The sequence below is a fragment of the Arthrobacter sp. zg-Y919 genome, assembly GCF_030142045.1.
GTDB lineage: Bacteria > Actinomycetota > Actinomycetes > Actinomycetales > Micrococcaceae > Arthrobacter_B.
The window spans coordinates 1,957,860-1,982,050 of the sequence record NZ_CP126242.1 but is presented as its reverse complement, the minus strand read 5'-3'; the positions used below and the strand labels follow the sequence as shown (position 1 = coordinate 1,982,050).

21 protein-coding genes and 1 tRNA gene are annotated in these 24,191 nt (G+C 67.1%); 13 read left to right on the top strand and 9 right to left on the bottom strand.

All coding sequences use genetic code 11. From position 1 onward, the window contains the following. Positions 1-2: 2 nt before the first annotated feature. From prpB to QNO10_RS09330, 3 genes are read right to left on the bottom strand one after another with little or no spacing between them, the layout of a single operon-like run. Positions 3-908 (bottom strand): methylisocitrate lyase, encoded by a 906-nt coding sequence (gene prpB / locus QNO10_RS09340; RefSeq protein WP_229947466.1) that lies wholly within the window; start codon positions 906-908, stop codon positions 3-5. Next, positions 909-2,426, bottom strand: coding sequence for an MmgE/PrpD family protein (locus tag QNO10_RS09335; RefSeq protein WP_229947469.1), 1,518 nt, complete (start codon positions 2,424-2,426; stop codon positions 909-911). It abuts the gene before it with no gap. Continuing rightward, on the bottom strand, positions 2,423-3,103 hold the full coding sequence (locus QNO10_RS09330; protein ID WP_229947471.1) for a GntR family transcriptional regulator: 681 nt from the start codon (positions 3,101-3,103) through the stop codon (positions 2,423-2,425). The genes QNO10_RS09335 and QNO10_RS09330 overlap by 4 nt, the downstream gene beginning before the upstream one ends. A 212-nt stretch (positions 3,104-3,315) precedes the next feature. On the opposite strand from QNO10_RS09330, the gene QNO10_RS09325 reads away from it, so the two are divergent. Beyond that, positions 3,316-3,456 carry a hypothetical protein gene (locus tag QNO10_RS09325; RefSeq protein ID WP_229947473.1) on the top strand — a complete coding sequence of 47 codons (141 nt, stop codon included), beginning with the start codon at positions 3,316-3,318 and terminating at the stop codon, positions 3,454-3,456. A gap of 94 nt (positions 3,457-3,550) precedes the next feature. Continuing rightward, on the top strand, positions 3,551-5,467 hold the full coding sequence (locus tag QNO10_RS09320) for an AMP-binding protein (protein ID WP_229947477.1): 1,917 nt from the start codon (positions 3,551-3,553) through the stop codon (positions 5,465-5,467). A gap of 19 nt (positions 5,468-5,486) precedes the next feature. Here QNO10_RS09320 and QNO10_RS09315 read toward each other — a convergent pair whose 3' ends face one another. Further along, a complete protein-coding gene (locus tag QNO10_RS09315) occupies positions 5,487-6,212 on the bottom strand; it encodes a response regulator (RefSeq protein WP_229947480.1) in 726 nt (241 codons plus the stop codon). After that, positions 6,209-7,828, bottom strand: a complete 1,620-nt coding sequence (locus QNO10_RS09310) for a sensor histidine kinase (RefSeq protein ID WP_229947482.1) — start codon at positions 7,826-7,828, stop codon at positions 6,209-6,211. Before QNO10_RS09310 ends, QNO10_RS09315 begins: the two co-directional genes overlap by 4 nt. A 133-nt stretch (positions 7,829-7,961) precedes the next feature. Between QNO10_RS09310 and QNO10_RS09305 the strand changes: the two genes are divergently transcribed. The 9 genes from QNO10_RS09305 to QNO10_RS09265 all read left to right on the top strand — a co-directional run bounded on the left by QNO10_RS09305 (position 7,962) and on the right by QNO10_RS09265 (position 17,316). Beyond that, positions 7,962-9,389 (top strand): cation:dicarboxylate symporter family transporter, encoded by a 1,428-nt coding sequence (locus tag QNO10_RS09305; RefSeq protein WP_229947484.1) that lies wholly within the window; start codon positions 7,962-7,964, stop codon positions 9,387-9,389. Between the two features lie 279 nt (positions 9,390-9,668). After that, positions 9,669-10,562 carry a ParA family protein gene (locus QNO10_RS09300; protein ID WP_229947486.1) on the top strand — a complete coding sequence of 298 codons (894 nt, stop codon included), beginning with the start codon at positions 9,669-9,671 and terminating at the stop codon, positions 10,560-10,562. Further along, positions 10,540-11,520, top strand: coding sequence for a segregation and condensation protein A (locus QNO10_RS09295; RefSeq protein ID WP_442860242.1), 981 nt, complete (start codon positions 10,540-10,542; stop codon positions 11,518-11,520). Before QNO10_RS09300 ends, QNO10_RS09295 begins: the two co-directional genes overlap by 23 nt. Next, positions 11,517-12,158, top strand: a complete 642-nt coding sequence (gene scpB, locus QNO10_RS09290; RefSeq protein WP_229947488.1) for an SMC-Scp complex subunit ScpB — start codon at positions 11,517-11,519, stop codon at positions 12,156-12,158. The genes QNO10_RS09295 and scpB overlap by 4 nt, the downstream gene beginning before the upstream one ends. A 24-nt stretch (positions 12,159-12,182) precedes the next feature. Beyond that, positions 12,183-13,382, top strand: a complete 1,200-nt coding sequence (locus tag QNO10_RS09285) for a pseudouridine synthase (protein WP_229947489.1) — start codon at positions 12,183-12,185, stop codon at positions 13,380-13,382. Between the two features lie 3 nt (positions 13,383-13,385). Beyond that, positions 13,386-14,495, top strand: coding sequence for a prephenate dehydrogenase (locus QNO10_RS09280; RefSeq protein WP_229947491.1), 1,110 nt, complete (start codon positions 13,386-13,388; stop codon positions 14,493-14,495). After that, positions 14,492-15,193: a (d)CMP kinase gene (cmk, locus tag QNO10_RS09275; protein WP_229947493.1), complete on the top strand. Its 702-nt coding sequence runs from the start codon at positions 14,492-14,494 to the stop codon at positions 15,191-15,193. Before QNO10_RS09280 ends, cmk begins: the two co-directional genes overlap by 4 nt. A gap of 169 nt (positions 15,194-15,362) precedes the next feature. Further along, complete coding sequence (der, locus tag QNO10_RS09270) at positions 15,363-16,925, top strand: ribosome biogenesis GTPase Der (protein ID WP_229947495.1); 1,563 nt, start codon at positions 15,363-15,365, stop codon at positions 16,923-16,925. A 317-nt stretch (positions 16,926-17,242) separates the two neighbouring features. Continuing rightward, positions 17,243-17,316, top strand: a tRNA-Pro gene (locus tag QNO10_RS09265). A gap of 95 nt (positions 17,317-17,411) precedes the next feature. Here QNO10_RS09265 and QNO10_RS09260 read toward each other — a convergent pair. Next, positions 17,412-18,053: a hypothetical protein gene (locus QNO10_RS09260; RefSeq protein WP_229947497.1), complete on the bottom strand. Its 642-nt coding sequence runs from the start codon at positions 18,051-18,053 to the stop codon at positions 17,412-17,414. A gap of 89 nt (positions 18,054-18,142) precedes the next feature. Next, on the bottom strand, positions 18,143-18,727 hold the full coding sequence (locus tag QNO10_RS09255; protein WP_229947500.1) for a small multidrug efflux protein: 585 nt from the start codon (positions 18,725-18,727) through the stop codon (positions 18,143-18,145). 275 nt (positions 18,728-19,002) lie between these two features. Between QNO10_RS09255 and QNO10_RS09250 the strand changes: the two genes are divergently transcribed. Beyond that, entirely contained in the window at positions 19,003-21,729 is a 2,727-nt protein-coding gene (locus QNO10_RS09250; RefSeq protein WP_229947502.1) for an ATP-binding protein, read from the top strand. Positions 21,730-21,745: 16 nt separating this feature from the next. Here QNO10_RS09250 and QNO10_RS09245 read toward each other — a convergent pair whose 3' ends face one another. Next, positions 21,746-22,267, bottom strand: coding sequence for an alpha/beta fold hydrolase (locus QNO10_RS09245; protein WP_229947504.1), 522 nt, complete (start codon positions 22,265-22,267; stop codon positions 21,746-21,748). A gap of 170 nt (positions 22,268-22,437) precedes the next feature. Here QNO10_RS09245 and QNO10_RS09240 point away from each other — a divergent pair, with 170 nt between their 5' ends. After that, complete coding sequence (locus tag QNO10_RS09240) at positions 22,438-23,580, top strand: PQQ-dependent sugar dehydrogenase (RefSeq protein WP_229947505.1); 1,143 nt, start codon at positions 22,438-22,440, stop codon at positions 23,578-23,580. Here the strand turns inward: QNO10_RS09240 and QNO10_RS09235 are convergent. Further along, complete coding sequence (locus QNO10_RS09235) at positions 23,577-24,155, bottom strand: GNAT family N-acetyltransferase (protein WP_229947507.1); 579 nt, start codon at positions 24,153-24,155, stop codon at positions 23,577-23,579. The two genes, QNO10_RS09240 and QNO10_RS09235, sit on opposite strands and share 4 nt — an antisense overlap. Between the last annotated feature and the right edge of the window lie 36 nt (positions 24,156-24,191).

Sequence of the window (24,191 nt, the reverse complement as noted above, 5' to 3'; positions counted from 1 at the left end):
TCCTAGCGGGTGCCCGGGACCTGGAAGTTGAAAACGGACGTGTCGAACTGGTTGTACGCCTCATAATCCACCAGTTCATACAAACGCGCACGTGTGAGCATGTTCGGCACATCGGCCTGCTGGGTGCCGTGCGCCTTGATGGTCTCCAGGGTGCGCTCGGCGGCGCCCATGGCGCTGCGCAGCAGGGTCACCGGGTAGATCACCATGTTCACGCCTGCCGAGGCCAGCTCGTCGTAGGTGAACAGGTCGCTCTTGCCGAACTCGGTCATGTTCGCCAGGATCGGCACGTCGACGGCGGCACGGATGGCCGCGAACTCCTCGAGGGACTTCATGGCCTCCGGGAAGATGGCGTCCGCGCCGGCGTCGACCAGGGCGCGTGCCCGGTCCTGTGCCGCTTCCAGGCCGTCCACGGCGCGGATGTCGGTGCGTGCCATGATCAGGAAGTTCGGATCCCGGCGGGCATCGGCTGCGGCGCGGATCCGCTTGACCGCGGTGTCGGTGTCCACCACGTTCTTGCCGTCCAGGTGTCCGCAGCGCTTGGGGTTGAACTGGTCCTCAATGTGGCAGCCGGCCAGGCCGGCATTTTCGAGTTCCTGGATGGTGCGGGCCACGTTCATCGGTTCGCCGAACCCGGTGTCCGCGTCCACGATGGCCGGCAGGTTGGTCATCCGGGCAATCTGGCCGGCGCGGGTGGCCACCTCGGTGAGCGTGGTCAGGCCGATATCCGGCAGGCCGAGGTCATTGGCCAGGACGGCGCCGGAAATGTAGACGCCGTCGAACCCTTTCTCCTCGATCAGGCGGGCCGAGAGCGGGTTGAATGCACCCGGGAACTGCTGCAGGGTGCCGGAGGCCAGTCCTTCGCGGAAGGCAACCCGCTTGGCCTCGGGGGTTACGGAGGAGTACAGCATCTAGAAGAGTCCCTTCGGTGCGGCGGCGGGGTTGATGACGCCCTCTGCGGCGTTGATGTTCAGCTGGTCCAGCTGTCCCGCGGCCAGTTCGGGCAGCCGCTGGACGGTGGCGAGGAAGCGTTCGACTTCCTCGGCCGATACCAGGCCCTCGGCCAGGGTGCGGAACTTGGTGATGTACTGCTCCCGGGTGAACGGCTTGGCGCCGAGCGGGTGGGCGTCGGCGACGGCGATTTCGTCGGTGATGACGGTCCCGTCAGTCAGGACGATGGTCACCTTGCCGCCGAAGGCCTTCTCGCTGATGTCCAGCGAGTGGTAGCGGCGGGTCCACTCCGGATCCTCCACGGTGGTGACCTTGTGCCACAGCTCCACGGTGTCTGGCCGGCCGGCGCGTTCGGGGGAGTAGGAGTCCACGTGGTGCCAGGCGCCGTCCTGCAGTGCGACGGTGAAGATATACGGGATCGAGTGGTCCAGGGTCTCGCGCGAGGCGGTGGGATCGTACTTCTGCGGATCGTTGGCGCCGGAGCCGATCACGTAATGGGTGTGGTGCGAGGTGGCGATGAGGACGCTTTCCACGTTCGCCGGATCCGCAGCTTCGGGGTGCTCGCCATGAATCTTCCGGGCCAGGTCGATCCAGGCCTGGGCCTGGTACTCGGCGGAGTGTTCCTTGGTGTAGGTGTCCAGGATGGCGCGCTTGGCTTCGCCGGCTTCGGGCAGCGGCACTTCGTAGGCGGCCTCGGGGCCGTCGAGCATCCAGGCAATGACCCCGTCTTCACCTTCGTAGATGGGGGTGGGGGAGGTCTGGCCGCGCATGGCCCGGTCCACGGCCTCGACGGCCATCTTGCCGGCGAAGGCCGGGGCGTGCGCCTTCCAGGTGGAGATCTCGCCCTTGCGGGACTGGCGGGTGGCCGTGGTGGTGTGCAGGGCCTGGCCGACGGCCTGGAAGATGGTGTCGACGTCGAGCCCCAGCAGCGTGCCGATGCCGGCGGCGGCGGACGGGCCGAGGTGGGCCACGTGGTCGATCTTGTGCTTGTGCAGGCAGATGGCCTTGGCCAGGTTGACCTGGATCTCGTAGCCGGTGGCGATGCCGCGGATCAGGTCCCTACCGGAGGCGCCGGTGTGCTGTGCGACGGCGAGGACGGGCGGAATGTTGTCGCCGGGGTGGGAGTACTCCGCGGCGAGGAAGGTGTCGTGGTAGTCGAGTTCGCGCACGGCCACGCCGTTGGCCCAGGCGGCCCATTCGGGGGAGGTCTTGGCGAGGACGCCGAAGACAGAGGCACCCTTGCCGTGGGCGGAGGGGGAGAAGGACAGCGCCTGGGCGCGGGCGGCAACGATCGGAGCCCGGTTCAGGGAGGCGATGGCCACGGAGGCGTTGTCGATGATGCGGTTGATGACCATGTCCGTGACGTCTTCGGTGACCTCTACGGGATCGGCCGCTACCTTGGCGATCTTGTACGCCAGCTGGTCTTCGCGGGCCAGTTTTTCGTCGCTGCGGTAGACGCGGACTTTGTTCAGGTTCAAGGGGTGGTCCTTTTCTCGGGGATGGTGCTGTCAGGGGAAGCGATCCGGGCGGATCGGAGGTGTTCAAGACTTTTGTGCAGGTGGACCGAGACGGACGCGCTCGCCAGGTCCGGGTCCCCGCTGGCAACGGCTGCGGCAATGGTGGCGTGTTCGCCGGCGGTTTCCAGCAGCCGTTCGGGATTGTCCTTGGCCAGGCGGCGCACCCGGGCCAGGTGCAGGCGTACGTTGCCCAGGGCCTGGGTCAGATACGAGTTGGCGGCTGCGGCATCGATGGCGGAGTCCAGCTCGGCCACCAGCTCGTAGTACCGGCTGCGGTTCTGCTGGTCGTCGGTGCTGATCAGGCTGCCGGCGGAACGGAACCGGGATACCAGCCCGTGGAAAACCGATGCCTGCCCGCGCACCGCCGCCAGGGCTGCACTTTTGCATTCCAGGGCCTGGCGCAGTTCAAAGAGCTCGGAGACAGTGTCGAGGGAGATGCCCGTAACGACGACGCCGCGTCCGCTGTGCGGGGCGGCCAGCCCGTCAGCACTCAGGCGGCTCAGTGCTTCCCGCAGGGGAGTGCGGGAAACACCCAGGCGTTCGGACTGCTCCACTTCACCCAGCACGGTCCCGGGGGTCAGCTTCCAGTCCACGATGTCCTGCCGCAGGGCGGCGTATGCGCGGTCACTTGCCCGCATGGTGCGCCTCCTTGATATCTGCGTCACGTTCTCCACAGTGTATACACGAGTGGGGCTCAAAGCGTATCCGCGGTCACATTGGCGCCTCTCAACCGTGGTCTTGTATACAGACTCTCCCTGGATGCTCCGCTGTTCCGCGGCCGGCCGCCGCTGCCTGCCCACTGGATTCGGGCCTGCGGCGGGCGGCCGCCGGATGGAGTAGCCTCTCGGCCATGGAGATAAAGATTCAAGACGGCGCGACCTACACACTCATCAAACGAGTTGACGCGGCAGCTGGGCAGCAGCCGTACCGCTGGGTGGGCGACAACGGTCAGGAGATTGAGTTGACCGACGAAGAAGCTGCTGGACTTTAGGAGATTTTCTCCCCACATACATCTGCGTTCCAGAAGGCCCCGCGTCCATGCCCCTAGTACGATGGCGCGTACCACGCCGGATCAAGGAGGATTCATGGACGCGCAGACCGCTGGAGCCTATGAACAGGCCTACGCCCGCAGCAGCACCGACCCCGAGGGGTTCTGGCTGGCCGCCGCCGCGCTGGTGGACTGGGAGAAGCCGCCGTCCCGCGCCCTGGAGGACGCCAACGCTCCGCTGTACTCCTGGTATCCGGACGCGGAGCTCAATACCTCCTTCAACGCCCTGGACCGGCACGTGGCGGCCGGCCGCGGAGACACTGCAGCACTGGTCTATGACTCCGCCATGCTCGGCACCAGCCGCACCTACACCTACAGCGAGCTGCTGACGGAAACCGAACGCTTCGCCGGGGTGCTGCGCGGCCAAGGTGTCGGGCCGGGGGACCGGGTGGTCATTTACCTGCCGATGATTCCCGAGGCCGTCATCGCCATGCTGGCCACCGCCCGGCTGGGCGCGGTCCACTCCGTGGTCTTCGGGGGTTTCGCGCCGCGGGAGCTTGCGGCCCGGATCGACGACGCCGGTCCCACGGTCATCGTGACGGCCAGCGGCGGGCTCGAACCCAAACGGGCCGTCGAATACCTGCCAGCCGTCGCCGAGGCCCTGGAAATCGCCGCACACCGGGTGGCCGCCGTCGTCGTGGCCGAACGGACCGGCTTCACCTCCACCCGGGAGGAGTTTGACGGTACCGGCGGCGCAGCCTGGCATGACTGGGCCGCGCTCGCCGCCGACGCAGACCCCGCCGGACCGGTGCCCGTGGCCGCCACCGATCCGCTGTACATCCTCTACACCTCCGGCACCACCGGCGCACCCAAGGGGGTGGTGCGGGACAACGGGTCCCATGCCGTGGCGATGGCGTGGTCCATGGAGAACATCTACGGGATCGGTCCGGGGCAGGTGATGTGGACGGCTTCCGACGTCGGTTGGGTGGTCGGGCATTCCTACATCGTCTACGGCCCGCTGATCGCCGGCGCCACCACTGTGCTGTACGAAGGCAAACCCGTGGGCACCCCGGACGCCGGAGCCTTCTGGCGGGTGGCAGCCGAGCACGGCGTCGACGTCCTCTTCACTGCGCCCACCGCGCTGCGGGCCATCCGGAAGGCGGACCCCGACGCCGTCGAACCCGGTCGCTACGACCTGTCCCGGCTGCGGCACCTCTTTGCCGCCGGCGAGCGCCTGGACCCGGCCACGCTGGAGTGGGCGGGGACCGCACTGGGTGTGCCGGTAATCGACCACTGGTGGCAGACCGAAACCGGGTGGGCCATCTGTGCCAACCCCGTGGGCCTGGAGGAGCTGCCGGTCAAAGCCGGGTCGCCCACCGTTCCGGTGCCGGGATTCACCGTGCGGATCCTGGGGCCGGACGGAAAGCAGGTACCGGCGGGCACCGAGGGCAACATTGCCCTCGAGCTGCCGCTCCCGCCCGGTACCGTCCGGACCCTGTGGGGCAGCGACGAGCGTTACCGTGCGGCCTATCTGGACGTCTTTGACGGCTACTACGCCACGGGGGACTCCGGCTACGTGGACGAGGACGGCTACGTGTTCGTGATGGGCCGCACCGATGACGTCATCAACGTGTCCGGGCACCGGCTCTCCACCGGCGCCATGGAACAGGCCGTCGGCTCCCACCCTGCGGTCGCCGAGGCGGCGGTGATCGGCATCGCGGATCCGGTCAAGGGCCAGCGCCCCTCCGGCTACGTGGTGCTCAAGGCCGGCATGGAGATCGACGCCGCGGTGCTGCGTGCCGAGCTGGTCGAGCTCGTGCGCTCGCAGATCGGCCCGGTGGCGGACTTCAAGGAAGTGTTCGTGGTGGACGCGCTGCCCAAGACCCGGTCCGGGAAGGTGCTGCGCAAGACCATGCGCCAGATCGCCGACGGCGTTCCGCACACCGTGCCCTCCACCATTGAGGATCCCGCTGTGCTTGAGGCCCTGGCGACGGTGCTGCGGCCGGTTCCCTAGCGGCAGCCTCCAGCCGGTCCTACCGGCGCCAGCTGTATTCCAGCTCCGGCCGGCCCCGGGTGCCGTACCTCGGCGAGCGCAGCACCGACTGCTGGTCCGCCAGATACTCCAGGTAGCGGCGCGTGGTGATCCGGGACATCGCCAGCGCCTCCGCCGCTTCGGCTGCGGACAGCGGCGCCCGGGCGCGCTTGAGCAGATCCGCGACGGCGGCTAGTGTCTCCCCGGACAGTCCCTTGGGTAAGGGAGCGGGGACGGCAGGACGCAGGGCCGCAAAGGCGTTGTCCACTTCGTTTTGCGTGGTGGACGCCGCCTGCTGTGCCACCCGGCGCCGGTACTCGGCATAGGCGGTCAGCTTGGTGCTGAACGCCGAAAACGTAAACGGCTTGATGAGGTACTGGACGATGCCGCCGGACATGGCACTGCGGACCACTGCCAGGTCCCGGACCGCGGTGATGGCGATGACGTCCACGGGCAGTCCTGCCCCGCGGATCCGGCGCAGCAGGTCCAGGCCGTGCAGATCCGGCAGGTTCATGTCCAACAGGACCAGACCGATCTCCGCTTCGCTGCCTGACGGGGCAGATTCGGCGGCCTTGAGTGCCTCCAGGGCCTCGGCGCCCGTGCGGGCGATACCTGCCAGCCGGAATCCCGGCACCCGGCGGACATACTCTGCGTGCGCCTCTGCGGGAATCTCCTCATCCTCGACCACCAGCACGCCGACGTCGGAACCGGGGGAATATCCGCTCATGGGGTTACCTCCGCCAGGGGAGCGGGAGCGGGAGCCTGCGCCGGAACGGGCAGCTCCACACTGAAGCAGGCACCGGGCCCACCCAGCACCCGGATGCTGCCGCCAAGCCGCGTCACAGCCTGGCGCACCAGGGCCAGTCCGATCCCGCGGCCGGTGCGCAGCCGGCCTTCCGCCAATTCCTTGGTGCTGAAACCCTGTTCGAATATATGTTCGAGTATTGAGGGATCCACGCCGGGGCCGTCGTCCTGCACGTCGATCAGCAGCTGGCCGTCACCACAACCCAGCTGCAGGACCACCGAGTGCTCCGCGGCGTCGAAGGCGTTATCGAGCAGGTTGCCGATGATCGTGACCAGTTCCACCGGTGGCACTCCGGCCCCGCTGAACCGTTCCGTCCCGGATTCCACCACTATGTCCAGCGCAATGCCGCGCTCGCGGGCCTGGGCGGCCTTGCCCATCAGCAGGGCGGTTACCGCCGGTTCCTCCACCGACGCCAGAACCTCGTCGGCGAGCTGCTGGGATTGTTCCAGATCGGCCGTGGCGAACCGCAGTGCTTCGTCACTGCGGCCCAGCTCAATCAGGGACGCCAGCGTGTGCACCCGGTTGGCATGCTCGTGGGCCTGGGCGCTCAGGGCATCGGCCAGCGTGCGCATGGAGGCCAGCTCGCCGGTGAGGGATTCGACGTCGGTATGGTCCCGCAGCGTAGTGACGGTACCGAAACGCCTGCCGTGCGGTCCTGCGGATACCGCCGCGGACTGGTTGACCACCAGGATGCGCTCGCCGGTGAGGTGGATTTCCTCGCGGGCATTCCGGCCCGAGCGCAGCAGGGATGCGAGCGGGCCGGGCAAATCCGGCAGCTCCTGCCCCGGCGCTGCTGTGCCTGCCGGCGGCAGGCCGAGGAGGACGGCGGCTTCATCGTTGTAGAGCACCAGCTGTCCGCGGTCGTTCAGCAGCACCAGGCCCTCGCGCACCGAGTGCAGGGCCGCATCGTAAAAGGCGTACAGCTGCGTCAGCTCCGCGGGGCGCAGCCCCCGGGTGGCACGGCGCAGATAGCGGCTCAGCACGTAGGAGCCCACCGCACTGAGGGCCAGGGCCGCCGCATCAATGGCAAACAGTTCCGGAAGCCGTGCATCCCGGGCAATGCCTACCCGGTCCACGGTGATGCCGGCGGCGACGAGCGCGGTGACGTTGCCGGCGTCGTCGTACACCGGTGTGATGGCGCGGACCGAGGGGCCCAGGGTGCCCGTGTAGGTCTCCGTGAAGCTCTCCCCGGCCAGGGCCTGGTCCACGGAGCCGATGTAGGCCTTACCGATCTGCTCCGGGTTCCGGTGCGTGAACCTCGTGCGGTCGGTATCCATGATCGTCAGGAAATCGATGCCCACGCGGTCCATCACCTCACGCGCGTAGTCCTGCAGGGCGGGCTCGGGGGAGTCGACAGCGGTGCGGACCGTGCTGCTGGCGGCAACGGTTCCAGCCACGGCCAGCATCCGCTGACCGGTCTCCTCGTAGGTGCTCTCCTCGGCCTGCTGGTACAAACCCCAGGCTATTCCGCCCGAGGTGCACAGGATGAAGACGAGCTGGGCCAGGAACAACCGGCCGGCCAGGGTGCCACGGTGCACTTTCGTCCTTTGATTGCGATTCGTTACGACTGCGTTAGGAGTTGTGTTGAGAACAGTATGAACACAAGAGTGACTGGCATCACACTGCTGATGGAAGATTGGAGTCGATAAAAAACTCGACAAGGAGTCCGTCATGGCAGCTGCCGCACATCCCTCCGAGGGCTCACCGAAGAGCCCCAAGCGGGACAGAACACATTTCCTCTACATCGCCGTCATTGCGGCGGTTGTCCTCGGTGCCGTACTCGGACTGCTGGCCCCGGAGTTCGCCAAGTCCCTGAAGCCCCTCGGGACCGGGTTCATCAACCTGATCAAGATGATGATCGCCCCGGTCATCTTCTGCACCATTGTCCTAGGCATCGGATCAATTGCCAAAGCCGCCACGGTCGGCAAAGTCGGCGGTCTGGCGCTGGGCTACTTCATCATCATGTCCACCTTCGCCCTCGCCATCGGGCTCGTGGTCGGCAACCTGATCCACCCGGGTGAGGGACTGGACCTGCAGGCGTCGGGTGACGCCGCGCCGTCAGCTCCCGAAGAGTCAGAGGGAATGACCGGCTTCCTGCTGAGCATCATCCCCACCACGCTGCTGGCTTCCCTTACCGGTGAAAGCATCCTGCAGACCCTCTTTGTTGCCCTGCTGGTCGGCTTCGCGCTGCAGAAGATGGGTACTGCCGGAGCTCCCGTACTCAAGGGCATCGGCTACATCCAGGCCCTGGTCTTCCGCATCCTCATGATGATCATGTGGCTGGCGCCCATCGGCGCCTTCGGTGCCATTTCCGCCGTCGTCGGCGAAACCGGCATCCAGGCAATCGTGAGCATGGCAACCCTGATGGTCGCCTTCTACATCACCTGCATCCTCTTCATCGTCGTCATCCTGGGCGGCCTGCTGAAACTGGTGACCGGCGTCAGCATCTTCAAGCTGATGCGGTACCTGGGACGCGAATACCTGCTGATCTTCTCCACGTCGTCCTCGGAAGTGGCCCTGCCGCGCCTGATCGCGAAGATGGAACACCTTGGTATCTCCAAGCCGGTTGTCGGTGTCACGGTCCCCACCGGTTACTCCTTCAACCTCGATGGAACCGCCATCTACCTGACCATGGCGGCACTGTTCGTCGCCTCGGCCATGGGCAAGCCGTTGGAACTGGGGGAGCAGATTTCCCTGCTGGTCTTCATGATCATCGCGTCAAAGGGCGCCGCAGGCGTCACCGGCGCAGGCCTGGCCACCCTGGCCGGCGGCCTGCAGTCGCACCGTCCCGACCTGATCGAGGGCGTGGGCCTGATTGTGGGCATCGACCGCTTCATGTCCGAAGCCCGTGCCCTGACCAACTTCACCGGCAACGCTGTCGCCACCGTGCTGATCGGCACCTGGACCAAGGAAATCGACAAGGACCAGGTCACCGCGGTCCTGGACCGCGAACGGCCCTTCGACGAGGCGAGCATGAACGTCGACGCCGGCACTGACGAACCGCGCCAGACGGCGGAGTCCGCCGAACTCGCCGCTTCGGTGCCCAGCCCCGCCGGAAGTTCCGCAGTGGGCGGTTCCACCGGAGAGGCCCGGCACTAACCGCCAGGCCTAACTGCAAAGCACTACCGAAGAACGCGCTCCGCCGGGTAAGGCGGGGCGCGTTCTTTCTGTCGAACCAAGCTTGGGTGCCGGGGTGCCGTTCTTTGGCGGGACATCCTTCGCCGCCGATTGCAGTCCGCGCCAAAGGTTCGACTTCTACTTGAGCGTCAAGGCTCGCCGGGCGCCGGGGCCCCGATTCGCGCGGAACACCGTTGCGCGGCTGTAACGTTGTCACTGACAGCCCGCAGCACAGCTAGATACGGAAGCGTGGATTTATACGTGAGCAGCGATCAGAGTTCATCAACTCTGCAGGACGCAACCGCAACCGATTCGGCGATGGGCCCTACCGGACGTCCCCTGACGGTATTCCCTGAACCTCCCGTCCTCACGTCCCATGGTCCTGCCCGGATCATCGCGATGGTGAACCAGAAGGGCGGGGTCGGTAAGACCACCTCCACCATCAACCTGGGCGCTGCCCTTGCAGAGGCCGGCCGCCGCGTACTGCTGGTCGATTTTGACCCGCAGGGTGCCCTGTCCGCCGGAATGGGTGCCAACCCGCACGAACTGGACCTGACCGTCTACAACGTGCTGATGGACCGCAAGGTGGATATCCGCGAGGCCATCCACGAAACCTCCATCGAGAACATCCACCTGCTGCCAGCCAACATCGACCTTTCCGCGGCCGAGGTCCAGCTGGTGAACGAAGTGGCCCGCGAGCAGGTGCTCGAACGGGCACTGCGCCGGGTGTCGGACGACTACGACGTCATCCTCATCGACTGCCAGCCGTCCCTGGGCCTGCTGACCGTCAACGCACTGACGGCAGCCCACGGCGTCATCATCCCGCTGATCTGTGAGTTCTTCGCCCTGCGCGCCGTTGCGCTGCTGGTGGAGACCATCGAGAAGGTCCAGGACCGGCTCAACCCCGGGCTGCAGGTGGACGGCGTCCTGGCGACCATGTACGACGCCCGCACCCTGCACAGCCGCGAAGTCATTTCCCGCCTGGTGGAAGCCTTCGGCGACAAGGTCTTCGAAACAGTCATCAAGCGGACCATCAAGTTCGCCGATGCCACTGTGGCGGCCGAACCGATCACCACGTACGCCGGCAACCACCCGGGCGCCGACTCCTACCGCCGCCTCGCCAAGGAACTGATTGCCCGCGGCGGCGCGCCCTAAACCGGCGCACGCGGGGCCGGGGTCCCCGAGGTCGGGCTCCCCGAAGGCGGGGTCGTCTCAACCGGCGACCCCAAAATCGGGGCCCGGCACGGGGAAGCCGGACCCGCAGGATTCCGGTTCGCAGGAGCCGCGCGCCGGGTTTGAAGTCCGCCTGACGAACTTCACCGGTCCCTTCGAGGTGCTGCTGGGACTGATCTCCAAGCACGAGCTGGACATTACCGAGATAGCCCTCGCCGCCGTCACCGATGAGTTCCTGGGCTACATCCGGGAGCTTTTCGGAACCGGCCCCGAAGTTGCCCTGGACGAGGCCAGCGAATTCCTGGTCATTGCGGCCACCCTCCTGGACCTCAAGGCCGCGCGGCTCCTGCCGAGCGGTGACGTCGAGGACGAGGAAGACGTAGCCCTGCTCGAGGCCCGCGACCTGCTGTTCGCCCGCCTGCTGCAGTACAAGGCGTTTCGGGAAATGGCCCGGCAGATGGGGGAGCGGCTGGCCGAAGAGGCGCAGCGTTTCCCCCGCCAGGTCTCCCTGGATCCGCACTTCGCGGCGATGCTGCCGGAACTGATCTGGCGCACCACCCCTCAGCAATTTGCCGACCTGGCCGCCCGCGCCCTGCAGCCCCGGGATGAACAGCCCCCTACGGTGGGCCTGGAACACCTGCACGCACCCAAGACCAGCGTCCGCGAACAGGCCCTGATCCTTGCCGAACGGCTGGCGGGGAACGGAGCGGCAACATTCGGGACTCTGGTGTCCGACGCCGACGGTCCGGTTGCGGTGGCCCGGTTCCTGGCGCTGCTGGAAATGTTCCGCGACGGGTCAGTCAGCTTTGAACAGGAAACTCCGCTGGGCGAACTGCTGATTACCTGGACCGGGGATGCGGATGCGGCTGCCGGACTGACCGGCGGCGTGGACGAATACGACAGCGAGACAGACAGCGTTACCGAAGGGGACCAAGCATGACGGCGGAGCCGGTTGTTGGGACTGACCAGAGCGGCGGGGATGGTGCCGTAGATGCGGCCTCACTGCCCGGCGGCGTGAAGGCCGCTGTGGAGGCGGTGCTGATGGTGGTGGATGAACCTGCCGCCCCGGCACTGCTGGCCTCGGTGATCGGCGTCCCGGAGACGGAAGTGCTCGCTGCCCTCACGGAACTGCAGCAGGAGTATGACGGCTATACTGGGGGTGGACCCGAGGGCGCACCGCGTGGTTTTGAACTCCGCGACGTAGCAGGCGGATGGCGGATTTTTTCCCGCGCTGACTATGCGCCCGTTGTGTCGAAGTTTGTACTGGAAGGCCAGAGTGCACGGCTGTCGCAGGCCGCACTGGAAACACTGGCGGTGATTGCCTATCGGCAGCCCGTCTCCCGGGCCCGGGTCTCCGCGATCCGGGGAGTAAACGTCGATTCGGTGGTCCGCACGCTGGTTCAGCGTGGATTGATCGTCGACGCCGGCACCGAACCGGAAACCGGTTCGCTGCTGTACCGGACCACGCCGTACTTCCTGGAACGGCTCGGTCTGGGCAGCCTCGACGAACTTCCGCAGATTGCACCGCACCTGCCCGGGCTGGAAAACCTGGCCGAATTTGAAGACACTACTTATTAACCGCTACACCCAAAGGACTTACTCATGACCCCAGCACCCCGTTCCGGATCCGGCCGCAATACCCCGCGCGGCGGCGGACGCAGTGCCGGTGGCCCCGCCGGCGGCAAAGGCTTCGGCCGCGGCTCCAAGCCTTCCTCCAACCGCACCGGCGGCCCCCGTTCGGCGTCGGGCCTGAAGCCCGGCGAAGACCGCGCCAACGGCTACCGGCCCGTCAGCCCGGAGGCCGCCCGTCCAGAGAAGTTCAAGTCCGACGCCGTGAAGGCGTTCGGCGACAGCAAGCCCAATGGTGCCCGGACCGGTGCCCCCAAAACCGGTGGTGCACCGAAGTCGGGCGCCAAGTCCGGTGCCGGTAAGTTCGGCGGCCCGCAGGCAGGCCAGCGCAAGAGCGGTGACCGTGCCTTCCGGAACGAGCGCTTTGGCCAGAACCTGGGTCCCGTGCGCCGGTCGGCCACCCGCCGCCCCGCCAAGCCGGTGATTTCGGAACAGCACAACCCCGAAGGCATCCGCCTGCAGAAGGTCATGGCCAGCGCCGGTGTCGCCTCCCGCCGGGTGTGCGAGGAAATGATCGCCGAAGGCCGTGTGGAGGTTGACGGCCAGGTCGTCACCGAGCTCGGAGTCCGCGTTGATCCGGCCACTGTCGCCATCCACGTGGACGGCATGCGCCTGCAGCTGGATGAATCCCAGAAGTACTACGTCTTCAACAAGCCCCGCGGCGTCATCTCCACCATGGAAGACCCCGAGGGCCGGCCCTGCATCAGTGACTTCCTCAAGGCCACCAGCAAGAACGAGCGCCTGTTCCACGTTGGCCGCCTGGACAACGAGACCGAAGGCCTGCTGCTGCTGACCAACGACGGCGAGCTGACCAACCGTCTCACCCACCCTTCCTACGAAGTGCCCAAGACCTACCTCGTCCAGGTCCGCGGCCCGATGGGCCAGGGCGTCGGTGCGCAGATGCGTGAAGGCATCGAGCTCGAAGACGGCTTCGCGAAGGTCGATTCCTTCAAACTGGTCGACTCCACCCCGGGTCACCTCCTGGTCGAGGTCATTCTGCACTCGGGCCGCAACCGCATCGTCCGCCGCCTGTTCGACGCCGTCGGGCACCCGGTCGAGCGCCTCGTGCGCACCCAGATCGGCCCGATCCGCCTGGGCGACCAGCGCCAGGGCAGCATCCGCGTCCTGGGCCGCGGTGAGGTTGGACACCTCCTCGCTTCAGTAGGACTCTAGCCAATGGCCGCTGCCGCTGACGGGGGCACCCACCTGTCCGGATCCGTGCTGATCATCGGCACGGGTCTGCTGGGCACGAGCATCGGCCTGGGGCTCCGTGCCCGCGGCATCGATGTCGTGCTCTCGGACCTGTCTCCCTCGACAGAGGCTGTGGCCCGGGACATCGGTGCCGGGCGGCTCCTGAGCGTTTCCCGCCAGGGATTCGACCCGTCGCTCGTGGTGGTTGCCGCTCCGCCGGATGTCACTGCGTCCCTGGTGGCTGCAGCGCTGAAGGACTGGCCGGCCGCCGTCGTCATTGATATTGCCAGCGTGAAGTCGGCTGTCCTTACCGACCTGCGGGAGTACGACGCCGAGCTCAGCCGTTACGTGGGCACCCACCCGATGGCGGGCCGGGAGAAATCCGGGCCGGTGGCCGCACGCGCGGAACTGTTCAACGGCATGCCCTGGGTCATCTGCCCGCCGCCGGAAGCGGCCCCGGAGGCCGTGCGCCGGGCCGAGGCCCTCGCGTTCGATCTGGGCGCCGTGGTGTCCCGGATGTCCGCCGAGGACCACGACGCGTCGGTCGCGCTGACCTCGCACCTGCCGCAGGTAATGGCTTCCCTGGTGGCCAGCCGGCTGCAGGAAACCCCGCCGCAGGCACTGGGCCTCGCCGGCAACGGCCTGCGGGACGTCACCCGGATTGCCGCCAGCGATCCGAATCTCTGGGTGCAGATCCTCAGCGGAAACGCGGGGCGGCTGGTGCCGATCCTGCACGGGGTCCGCGAGGACCTGAACCGGCTGATCCGTACCCTCGAGGATCCGGTGGCCGACGGCGCGCGCCTGGACATGGCGCAGCTCATTGCCGAAGGCAACGCCGGGCAGGCCCGGATTCCGGGCAAGCACGGCGGCCCGGCGCAGACCTTTGTGTCCTTCACCGTGCTGGTGGATGACACTCCCGGCCAGATCGCGCGGCTGCTCACCGAGATTGGTGAGATCGGCGTGAACCTGGAGGACCTCCGGCTGGAGCATGCCTCCGGCCGGCAGGTGGGGCGGGCGGAAATCTCCGTCCTGCCCGGCCGGGTGAATGACCTTGTTACTGAATTAAGCGCCCGCGGGTGGAAGGTAGTGCAGTGAGTTCTAACGTGAATCCGGCCCAGTTCCGGCTGGGCAAGCCGCTGGTTGTGGCCATTGACGGACCGTCAGGTTCCGGCAAGTCCAGCATCAGCCGTGAAGTGGCACGCCGCCTGCATGCCGCCTACCTCGACACCGGTGCCATGTACCGTGCGGTCACCCTCTCCTGCATGGAAGCGGGGATTGACCTGACGGATTCGGTGGCCGTTGAAGCTGCCGCCGAAAACGCGGACATCGCCCTGAGTCTGTCCCCGAATGAGGAATGGGTCCGCGTCAGCGGGCGGGACGTCACTGAGGCCATCCGTGAACCGGCCGTTTCCTCCTCGGTCAGCGCCGTCGCGACCACGCTGGGTGCCCGCGCCGAGCTGGTCCGCCGCCAGCAGCAGCTGATCCGGGACTCCGGGCTGCGGATCGTGGCCGAAGGCCGGGACATCACCACCGTGGTGGCCCCGCACGCCGAGGTCCGGATCCTGCTCACCGCCAGCGAGGAAGCCCGGCTCCGCCGCCGCGGCATCCAGCTCGGCGGCACGCAGACCGCTGCGGCCCTGAAGGAACAGGTCTTGGTCCGCGATGCCAAGGATTCCACCGTGGTGGATTTCCAGCAGGCCGCCGACGGCGTCACCACCATCGATTCCTCGGACCTGGACTTCGAAGAGACCGTCTCGGCGGTGCTTGACGTGGTTTTCAGCAGTACCCACTAACTCCCTGCCGGGGGACCCGGCACCAACTACGGGCACCTGCCCGTGTTTCAATGGGAGGAGGGCATTCGGCGGCAACGCCGCAAGGACCCTCCCTCACACTTACCGGGCTGAACGTCCGGCGACGGCCTGTACGCAGTGCTGCAGACCTCAACGGAAAGAAAGCAATTCAATGAACGGAAAACCTCTCAACGACGACACCGCCGGTGACGGGATCTCCACGGACGAGTACATCCCGTCCGGAGTGGACTCGATCGACGAGCGCCTGGCGGCAATGGACGACGACGAGGCCGATATACGCGCCCGCTCCCTCCGCGCCGGTCTCGACGACTACGAACTTGATGAAGAAGACGCTGCGCTGCTTGCCGGCGGCTTCGAAGAATACGACGAAGACGCACCGGTCCGCCAGGATCCCGTGGTCGCCATTGTTGGGCGCCCGAACGTGGGCAAGTCCACCCTGGTGAACCGTATCCTCGGCCGCCGCGAGGCCGTCGTCGAAGACACCCCCGGTGTCACCCGTGACCGCGTGTCCTACCCGGCAACCTGGAACGGCGTGAACTTCACCCTGGTGGACACCGGCGGCTGGGAGCACGACGCCCGCGGCATCCACCGCCGGGTTGCCGACCAGGCCGAAATCGCCGTCGACCACGCCGACGCCGTCATGCTCGTGGTTGACGCGACCGTCGGCATCACCGCAACGGATGAAGCCGTGGTGCGGATGCTGCGCGGCAAGGGCAAGCCCGTCGTCGTCGTCGCCAACAAGGTGGACGACATCCAGAACGAAGCCGATGCGTCCTCCCTCTGGGGCCTGGGCTTCGGCGAGCCGTACCCCGTCTCGGCGCTGCACGGCCGCGGCACCGGCGATATGCTCGACGCCGTCCTCGACGTGCTGCCCGAGTACTCCGCCTACGGTGGACTGGACCGCTCCGGCGGCCCGCGCCGCATCGCCCTGATCGGCCGCCCGAACGTGGGCAAGTCCTCGCTGCTGAACAAGCTGGCCGGTTCCGAGCGTGTGGTTGTTGATGACACCGCCGGCACCACCCGTGACCCGGTGGACGAAATGATCGAACTCGGCGGCCGCACCTGGCGCTTCGTCGACACCGCCGGCATCCGCCGCCGCCAGCACATGGCCCAGGGTGCCGACTTCTACGCTTCGCTGCGTACCCAGGCTGCCCTGGAAAAGGCCGAGGTCGCCGTCGTGCTCCTCGCCGTGGATGAAGTCCTCAGTGAGCAGGATGTCCGCATCCTGCAGCTGGCCATCGAATCCGGCCGCGCGCTGGTTCTCGCCTTCAACAAGTGGGACCTTCTCGACGAAGAGCGCCGCCGCTACCTCAAGATCGAGATCGAGCGGGACCTGGCTCACGTCGAATGGGCTCCGCACGTGAACATCTCGGCCAAGACCGGCTGGCACAAGGACCGGCTGGTTCCGGCGCTTGATACGGCACTGGAGAACTGGGACAAGCGCATCCCCACCGGCAAGCTCAACGCCTTCCTGGGCGAGCTGGTTGCCGCCCACCCGCACCCCGTGCGCGGCGGAAAGCAGCCCCGTATCCTCTTCGGCACGCAGGCGTCCTCCCGCCCGCCGAAGTTCGTGCTGTTCACCACCGGCTTCCTGGATCCCGGCTACCGCCGCTTCATCACCCGCCGCCTGCGCGAAACGTTCGGCTTCGAAGGAACGCCCATCGAGGTCAACATGCGTGTCCGCGAGAAGCGCGGCAAGAACAGCAAGCGCTAAGCGTCAGCATGACGTGCCCCGGTCCTGCTCTCCCTTTTCGGGGAAGCGGGGCCGGGGTTTCTGCGTTCTTCATAGCCGGAACCCTGCCGGAAGCTCATCGCTGTACAGGTAACGGGGTTATCCGGCCGCGAAAGGTCCATTATCTGTACAGTCATGCCGGTCCGAGGGGAATTGAGCCCATTATCTGTACAGCCATGCCGGCTAGGGCCCTCCGTGCCCTGACGTGGCCGAGCACACGACCCCCGATGCGGCGGAACATCCGGTTGTGGTGTAAGGTATTTGAGGTAGTTCGGCCGGAAGGGATTCCGGGGGAACTGCGGGTTGTGGCGCAGCTTGGTAGCGCACTTGACTGGGGGTCAAGGGGTCGCAGGTTCAAATCCTGTCAACCCGACGGTAAGCCTGATGAAACGTAAGTTTCGTCAGGCTTTTGTCGTTTAAAGCGGGTGCAGTGCCGGGCTGAGCCTGCCGCAGAGCCCGGCACCTGTTCTAGTCACCACCCTCAAGGAAGCCGCCGTCGAGGACCCAGTTGTAGCGCAGCCGGAGTGCGCGCTCGGTGCTCGCTGCCAGCGTTGCCAGCAGCAGCGTGAAGTTCGCGGCTGCCGGAAGCTGGAACGGGCTGGAGAACGTGCCGATGCTCTCCGCGATGGGCGGAAGCTGCATGATCTGCTCGATGATCTGCGGAACGCCGAGCACGAGCGCGACCACGAGTACGCTGGCCGAAACGATACCAACGGTGCGGCTCAGCGCAGGGTTGGTTCGTTCCAGGTGGGCGCGCAGTCCTTCGCCCGAGGCGGGATCGGGCACAAGTTGCCGCTCGGACCCGTCGTGCCTCACGTAGTGGCTGCGCCTGAGCCCGAAGATGCTGACCTCGACCTCGATGGCCCCACCCGGCACTGCGAACACTGCCGGAAGTTTCGATCCGGCCTGGTTGACCCCGTCGAGGTAAAGCTGCGCGCGCACTTCGCCGTCCGAATCGCCCCCGTGCCGGACGTCTACTGACCAGGTCTCCGGTGCACCGTCCTCGCCCGTGAGATGCAGATGGAAGAGGGAACGCGAGAAGAGCTGCCACCATCGATAGCGCGGAAGCCTATGGCCGTCTCCGGGTTCCAGCGTTTGTTTGGGTGTCACTTTTTCCTCCCGGAATCGCTTCTTTGGAGCAGCCCTGCCAGCGCGGCTACGTTCCTCCGATGGATCGTCGATCCGTACTTTCATGTGACTCAGACCCCGACGACGAAGGTGAGGGCGGCCCAGAACGACACTGTGGCCACAGCCGACCACAGGACGATCGCCACCCCTTGCCAGAGCAGCACCCAGCCACGGGGGGTTCCGCTGGCGACGAGGATGACGGATGTGAACTGGGTCGGAATTGCAAGGGGACCGAGGATGCTTGCCCCGGGGACACCGAAGCGGACGAGCCACTTCATGAAGCGCTGGCGCCCCTTAGATACAGGCTTGGCCGGCGCCGTCTCTTCTATCGCAGCAGCACCCTCGTAACCCAGACCTGCCGGCACGCGCTCCATGCTCCGAGCCGCCGCGACGCCTCCTTTCTTCTGGTTAGTGACGGCCGTGCGGGCCCGCGATGTGAAGAGCACCACGAGCACAACGCTCAGGAAATTGCCGACCGCGCCGGCGATGCCGGCAACGATAGGGTGAAGGCCGCCGAGGATGCCGATAATGGAGGCGCCTTCAGTCTCGATGAAGGGGACAGCCCCGGCGAGCATCACGATGAGGGGCCGGATGATCTCGGGCACTTGGGCCGCAAGTTCCTGGAAGTTGATGATCAGTTCTTGAATGGGGTTCATGGCTCGGGGCCTCTTTCTAGTGTGGGTCGTGGGTGCGTGCGATTTGCGAAACTGTCCCCAGCAGAAACCGTGTTCTCCGGTCTGGGCTGGACCGTACTGCTTTGCCTGCACCTGCAGGCGTGCCTTCAGATTGGCACCGGTGGCGGTGCCTTCGCGTCGGTGGAAGCCCCTGCCTTTCCGCCGGTTCCTGCCTACCCGCTGGGGCGGAGCTACTTCGTTGCGTAGGTGAAAGTTGTCTAATAGGGTGCCGTCATACTGTGAAGGGAGCGACACTGGTGGACTTTCTGGGCCGAGCCGCGGAGCGCGCAGCGGTCGATGACCTTCTCTCGCAGGCGCGGGCGGGACTGAGCGGGGCACTCGTTGTGCATGGGGAAGCCGGTATCGGTAAGACGGCGCTGCTCGAGTACGCCCGCGGCAGGGCTGATGCCTCGGGGTTCCGGGTGGTGTCCTCGGTCGGGGTGGAGTGCGAAACACAGTTCGCTTTTGGTGGCCTGCATCAGTTGTGCGCACCCCTGCTGGACCGCATGGGTGCCCTGCCCGAGCCGCAGCAGACCGCTCTGGGTGTGGCGTTCGGGCAGCAAAGCGGTGCAGTGCCGGATCGGTTCCTGATTGGGCTGGCCACTCTCAACCTGCTGGCCGAGGCCGCTGAGGAAGGACCCCTTCTGTGCCTCGTTGACGATGCGCAGTGGCTGGACGAGGCGTCGGCTCAGGTCCTCACATTTGTGGCACGACGGGTCGCCGCCGAGCCGATGGCACTGGTGTTCACCCTGCGGGATCCCACCGACCGCGATGTGCGCGGGTTCGACGGCATACCCGTTGTACGCTTGGGTGGGCTCGACGAGGCCGACGCGCGGGAGCTGCTGGCAGCAGCCGACTACGTACCCCTGGACGACGGGATGCGTGAGCATGTCGTCGCAGAGGCGCACGGGAACCCTCTCGCGCTGCTGGAGCTGGCCCGAAGCGCGCCGGCGGCGTGGGTGGTCGGCGGATTCGAGCCGGTGCCGGGCATCACGCACCGCATCGAGGACACCTTTCGGCGCCGCGCGGACAGCCTGCCGGCACCTACTCGACTATTGCTGCTGGTTGCCGCGGCCGATCCTACCGGCGAGGTGGCGCTGCTGTGGCGTGCGGCCGCGCACCTGGGGATCGCCGGCGAGTCTGCCGCGCCCGCAGAGGCCGCCGGACTCCTGGAGATTGATACACGGGTGAGGTTCCGCCATCCGCTGGTGCGTTCGGCTGTGCTTCGGTCCGCCGTCCCGCTGGAGCGTCGCCGTGCGCACGACGCGCTGGCCGCTGCCATCGATCCGGACGTCGACCCCGACCGCCGCGCCTGGCACCGGGCTCAGGCCGTGCTGGGCACCGACGAGGACGCCGCCGCTGGGCTGGTGCGGTCAGCAGACCGGGCGCGTGCCCGCGGCGGGGTTGCCGCCGCGGCGGCATTCATGGAGCATGCGGCCAGACTGACCCCTGACCCTGCCGCCCGCGCGAGCCGGGCGCTGGAGGCCGCGCAGGACAAGCACGAGGCTGGTGCGGACGCCTCGGAGCTGCTGAAGATCGCTGCGGCCGGTCCGCTCGATCCCTTGCAGCAGGCGCGCCTCGAACTGCTGCGTGCCCGGATCGCGTTTCATCTCGTCCGGGACAGTATCGGCGGGGGAATGCTGCTGCACGCAGCCAGGAGCCTCGCCCCGCAGGATGCGGCGCTGTCCCGCGAGACCTATCTTCATGCGCTCGAAGCGGCGATTGTCACCGGCAACTTCGTCCGGGGCCGCAGCATACCGGAAGTTGCCGAGGCCGCCCGGGCGGCGCCCACTCCTACATGGCCGCAGAGGCCGGTGGATCTGTTGCTCGATGGGTTGGTTGAAACGTTCACGCAGGGGTACGCGGCCGGCGTGCCCGGGCGGCGGAGGGCGTTGGAGGCCTTCGTTCATGAGCCGGACGCTGACACGGTGGACGGCGCCAACGGCTGCCGCTGGGGGTGGCTCGCCATCCGAACTGCGATGTCAGTGTTCGACGACGAGTCACTTCGCTCGTTGGCCATCCGCAATGTCCGAGTGACGAGGGAGGCCGGCGCTCTGGCCACGCTCCCTGCCGCGCTTCTTGGCCAGTCCATCATGCTGGTCCTCTCCGGTGAGATCGCCCGGGCCGCCGAGCAGAATGCATCCGCGGCGGCGACCGGGGCTGTGCCTTTGCTCCACGCCCAGCTCGTCCTCTCCGCTTGGCGCGGCCATCCAACCGAGACCGCCGAGGCCCACGCGGCCATTGTCCGGAAGGCCGCCGGACCAGCGCACGGCACCGAAGAATCCTTGACGCAGTACGCCATGTCCGTGCTGCACAACGGTCTCGGTGATTACCCTGCGGCCTATGCCGCTGGGAAACGGGCCTACGACTCCGAAGCGTGGCGGTTCAACAACATGGCCCACTCCGAATTCATCGAAGCGGCCTGCCGTTCCGGCCGGCAGGATAGCGCGGCCGAAGCGCTGGAGCAGCTCAGCACACGGGCCCTCGCCAGCGGCACCCCTTGGGGGCTCGGGCTGGCGGCACGTGCACGTGCCCTGACCAGTGCCGGGCCGAAGGCAGAGGAAAGCTACCGTGAAGCCATAGAGCAGCTCGGACGCTGCCGGATGGCCGCCCACCTCGCCCGCACCCACCTCGTCTACGGCGAGTGGCTCCGCCGCGAGGGCCGTCGCCAGGACGCCCGCGAACAGCTCCGCACCGCACACGGGATGCTGTTGGATATGGGCGCAGAGGCGTTCGCCGCCCGCGCCGCCCGGGAACTGCGTGCCACCGGTGAGCACCCCCGCAAGCGAAGCGCCCAGCCGGCCGATTCCCTCACCGCCCACGAGATGCACATCGCCCGGCTGGTGGCCACCGGTGCAACCTCCCGCGAAGTGGCCACGGAGCTCTTTCTCAGCCCACGCACGATTGATGCCCACCTCCGCAACATCTTCCGCAAGATGGGCGTCACCTCGCGCCGCCAGCTCCGCGAGCTGTCCCTTCGCTGAGAGCCGTGCCTGGCGATTAGCCGTTGACCGCCGACACATCCTCGGCGACTGCCGCCATCCGTCCCTCGAACTGGTGCCCGCCCGACCCGTGGCGGCGGACCTGGGCCTGCGGCAGCCGCGCCGCGTGCCGGTCCAGATGATCGAAGGGGACGACGTCGTCGTCGCGGCAATGGTGGAGCCAGACAGGGAAGCCCGTTGGCAGTTCCGCGTCGGCGGGCAGGGAGTACTCCGCCTGCCAGCCCTCCGAACCCCAGAAAGGCATGGCCAGGAGGGCCAGCCCCTGTGGGGGAGAACCCGTAAATTCCTCGGTCAGGTGCAGCAGCGCCATCGAGGCCCCGAAGGAATGGCCGACGATCACCAGTTCAGGCCCGAGACCGCTTAGCTGCCGTTCAAGCTCGCTCCGCCAAGCTGCTGCCGACATGTCCTCATCGGGGAAGCGCGGCGCCGAGACCGGCACGCCAAGGTGCACATGCAGCTCTTCGGCCAGAGGCTGGTCGTCCTCCCAGCCACCGGCCCCATGGACAAAGAGGATCTCCATGCGTTCTCCCGGATTCCATTGCAAGGCCTGGTGGGGCTTGAAAGCGGAACTGTCCTTGCAATCGAGCTTGGCCGCCCGCCCGCCCGGAGGTCAAGGGGCTGACTCCAGGGTCCGGCCCTGTTAGCCTCGTCCCTCGAATTGGCATGAGGGCCCCGGCAGGAAAGGACTCCATGAGGACTGAGGGTATAGATATCGGCTGGGCCGCGGGCACGGTCCGGTCATGCGACAGGGCACGACGCCGGTCGGCCGGTCTCTCAGCTGTCGCCGTCGCGCTGGCTGCGGTTGCTGGCTGCAGCGCAGACAGGCCGGGACCGGAACCTCCGATTTCCGTCTCACCCCCACAGTCCATGGTGTCTGTCGGGGCCGCTGTCCCGGAAGTCCTCGCCACCGGGCTCGACGCCCCATGGTCCATCGCGTTCCACGAGGGCACCCCACTGGTCAGTGAGCGGGACTCGGCCCGCGTTTTGGAGCTCGACGCCGGCGGCAACGCGCGCGGGATCGGCACCATCGATGGCGCAGCCGGCAGGGGAGAGGGCGGGCTTCTCGGCATCGCCGTCCAGGACGGCTACCTGTATACCTATCTGACTGCGGGCGGCGAGAACCGGATCGAGCGCCGCTCGATCACCGGCGAACCCGGGTCTTTGGAACTGGGCGAAGCGGAAACCATCCTCGACGGGATCCCCGCTGGCCCGGTCCACAACGGAGGCCGCATTGCGTTCGGCCCCGACGGCCTGCTTTACGCCACCACGGGCGACGCCGGGAACCGGGACAGCGCCCAGGACCTGGAGTCGCTCTCCGGCAAGATCCTGCGGATGACGCCGGACGGCGCCGAGCCCCCGGACAACCCGTTCCCCGGAACTCTGGTCTACAGCTACGGGCACCGCAATCCGCAGGGCATCGCCTGGGACAGTAACGGCACCCTCTACGCGAGCGAGTTCGGACAGAACACCTGGGACGAGCTCAACGTCATCGAGGCCGGCGGGAACTACGGCTGGCCGGAGGTCGAAGGGATTGCCGGCGAGGAAGGCTTCACGGACCCGGTTCAGCAGTGGACACCGGGTGCAGCCAGCCCGAGCGGCATCGCCGTGGCGGGGAACTCTCTCCTCATCGCCAACCTGCGGGGGGAACGGCTGGTGGAGGTGCCGCTCAGCGACCTCGGCACCTCCACGGAGTATCTGACGGGTGAGTACGGGCGGCTGCGCGACGTCGTCAACGCTCCGGATGGCAGCGCCTGGATCCTGACGAACAACACTGACGGCCGCGGGCAGCCAACACCGGAGGACGACCGGATTCTGCGGATGGACGTGGACTAGGCCAGGCTTCTCCGCATCAGCCACCGGGTCTTCCCGCCGGATTTCGACGCCGTCTCCACCACCCGCTCGAATCCGGCAGCTTCAAACAGCCCGGTAGTGCCGACATAAGCGAGAGAGGAACTGATCCGGCCGCCGTCGGCGTCGATGGGGTAGGCCTCCAGCGCCGGAGCTCCCGATGAACGGGCATAGTCGACCGCGCCTTCGAGCAGGTGCCGAGCCAGCCCCTGCCGGCGGAACTGGGGCCGGATGACCAGACACACAATGCTCCACACCGGTACCTCATCGACAGTGGGGATGGTGCGGGAGGTCCGCAGCCTGTGATAGCTGGTGCGCGGGCTCACCGAACACCAGCCCGCAGGTTCATGGTCGATATAGGCGACGACGCCGGGAGGGGTTCCCTCCTCCGCATACCGGCGAAGCCGGGCCTGCTGATCGGGGCCAGCCAGCGCTCTGAACTCCGGCGTCGGCAGACGGTAACTCAGGCACCAGCACGCCTGGGCCCCGGGGTTCCTTGGTGCCAGGACGGCGGCCACGTCGCCGAACCGGTCGGCGGTGGCCGGGTGGACCTCGATCATTTTTCGGCTCCCTGCGGCGCAGCGCGCCCATACGGT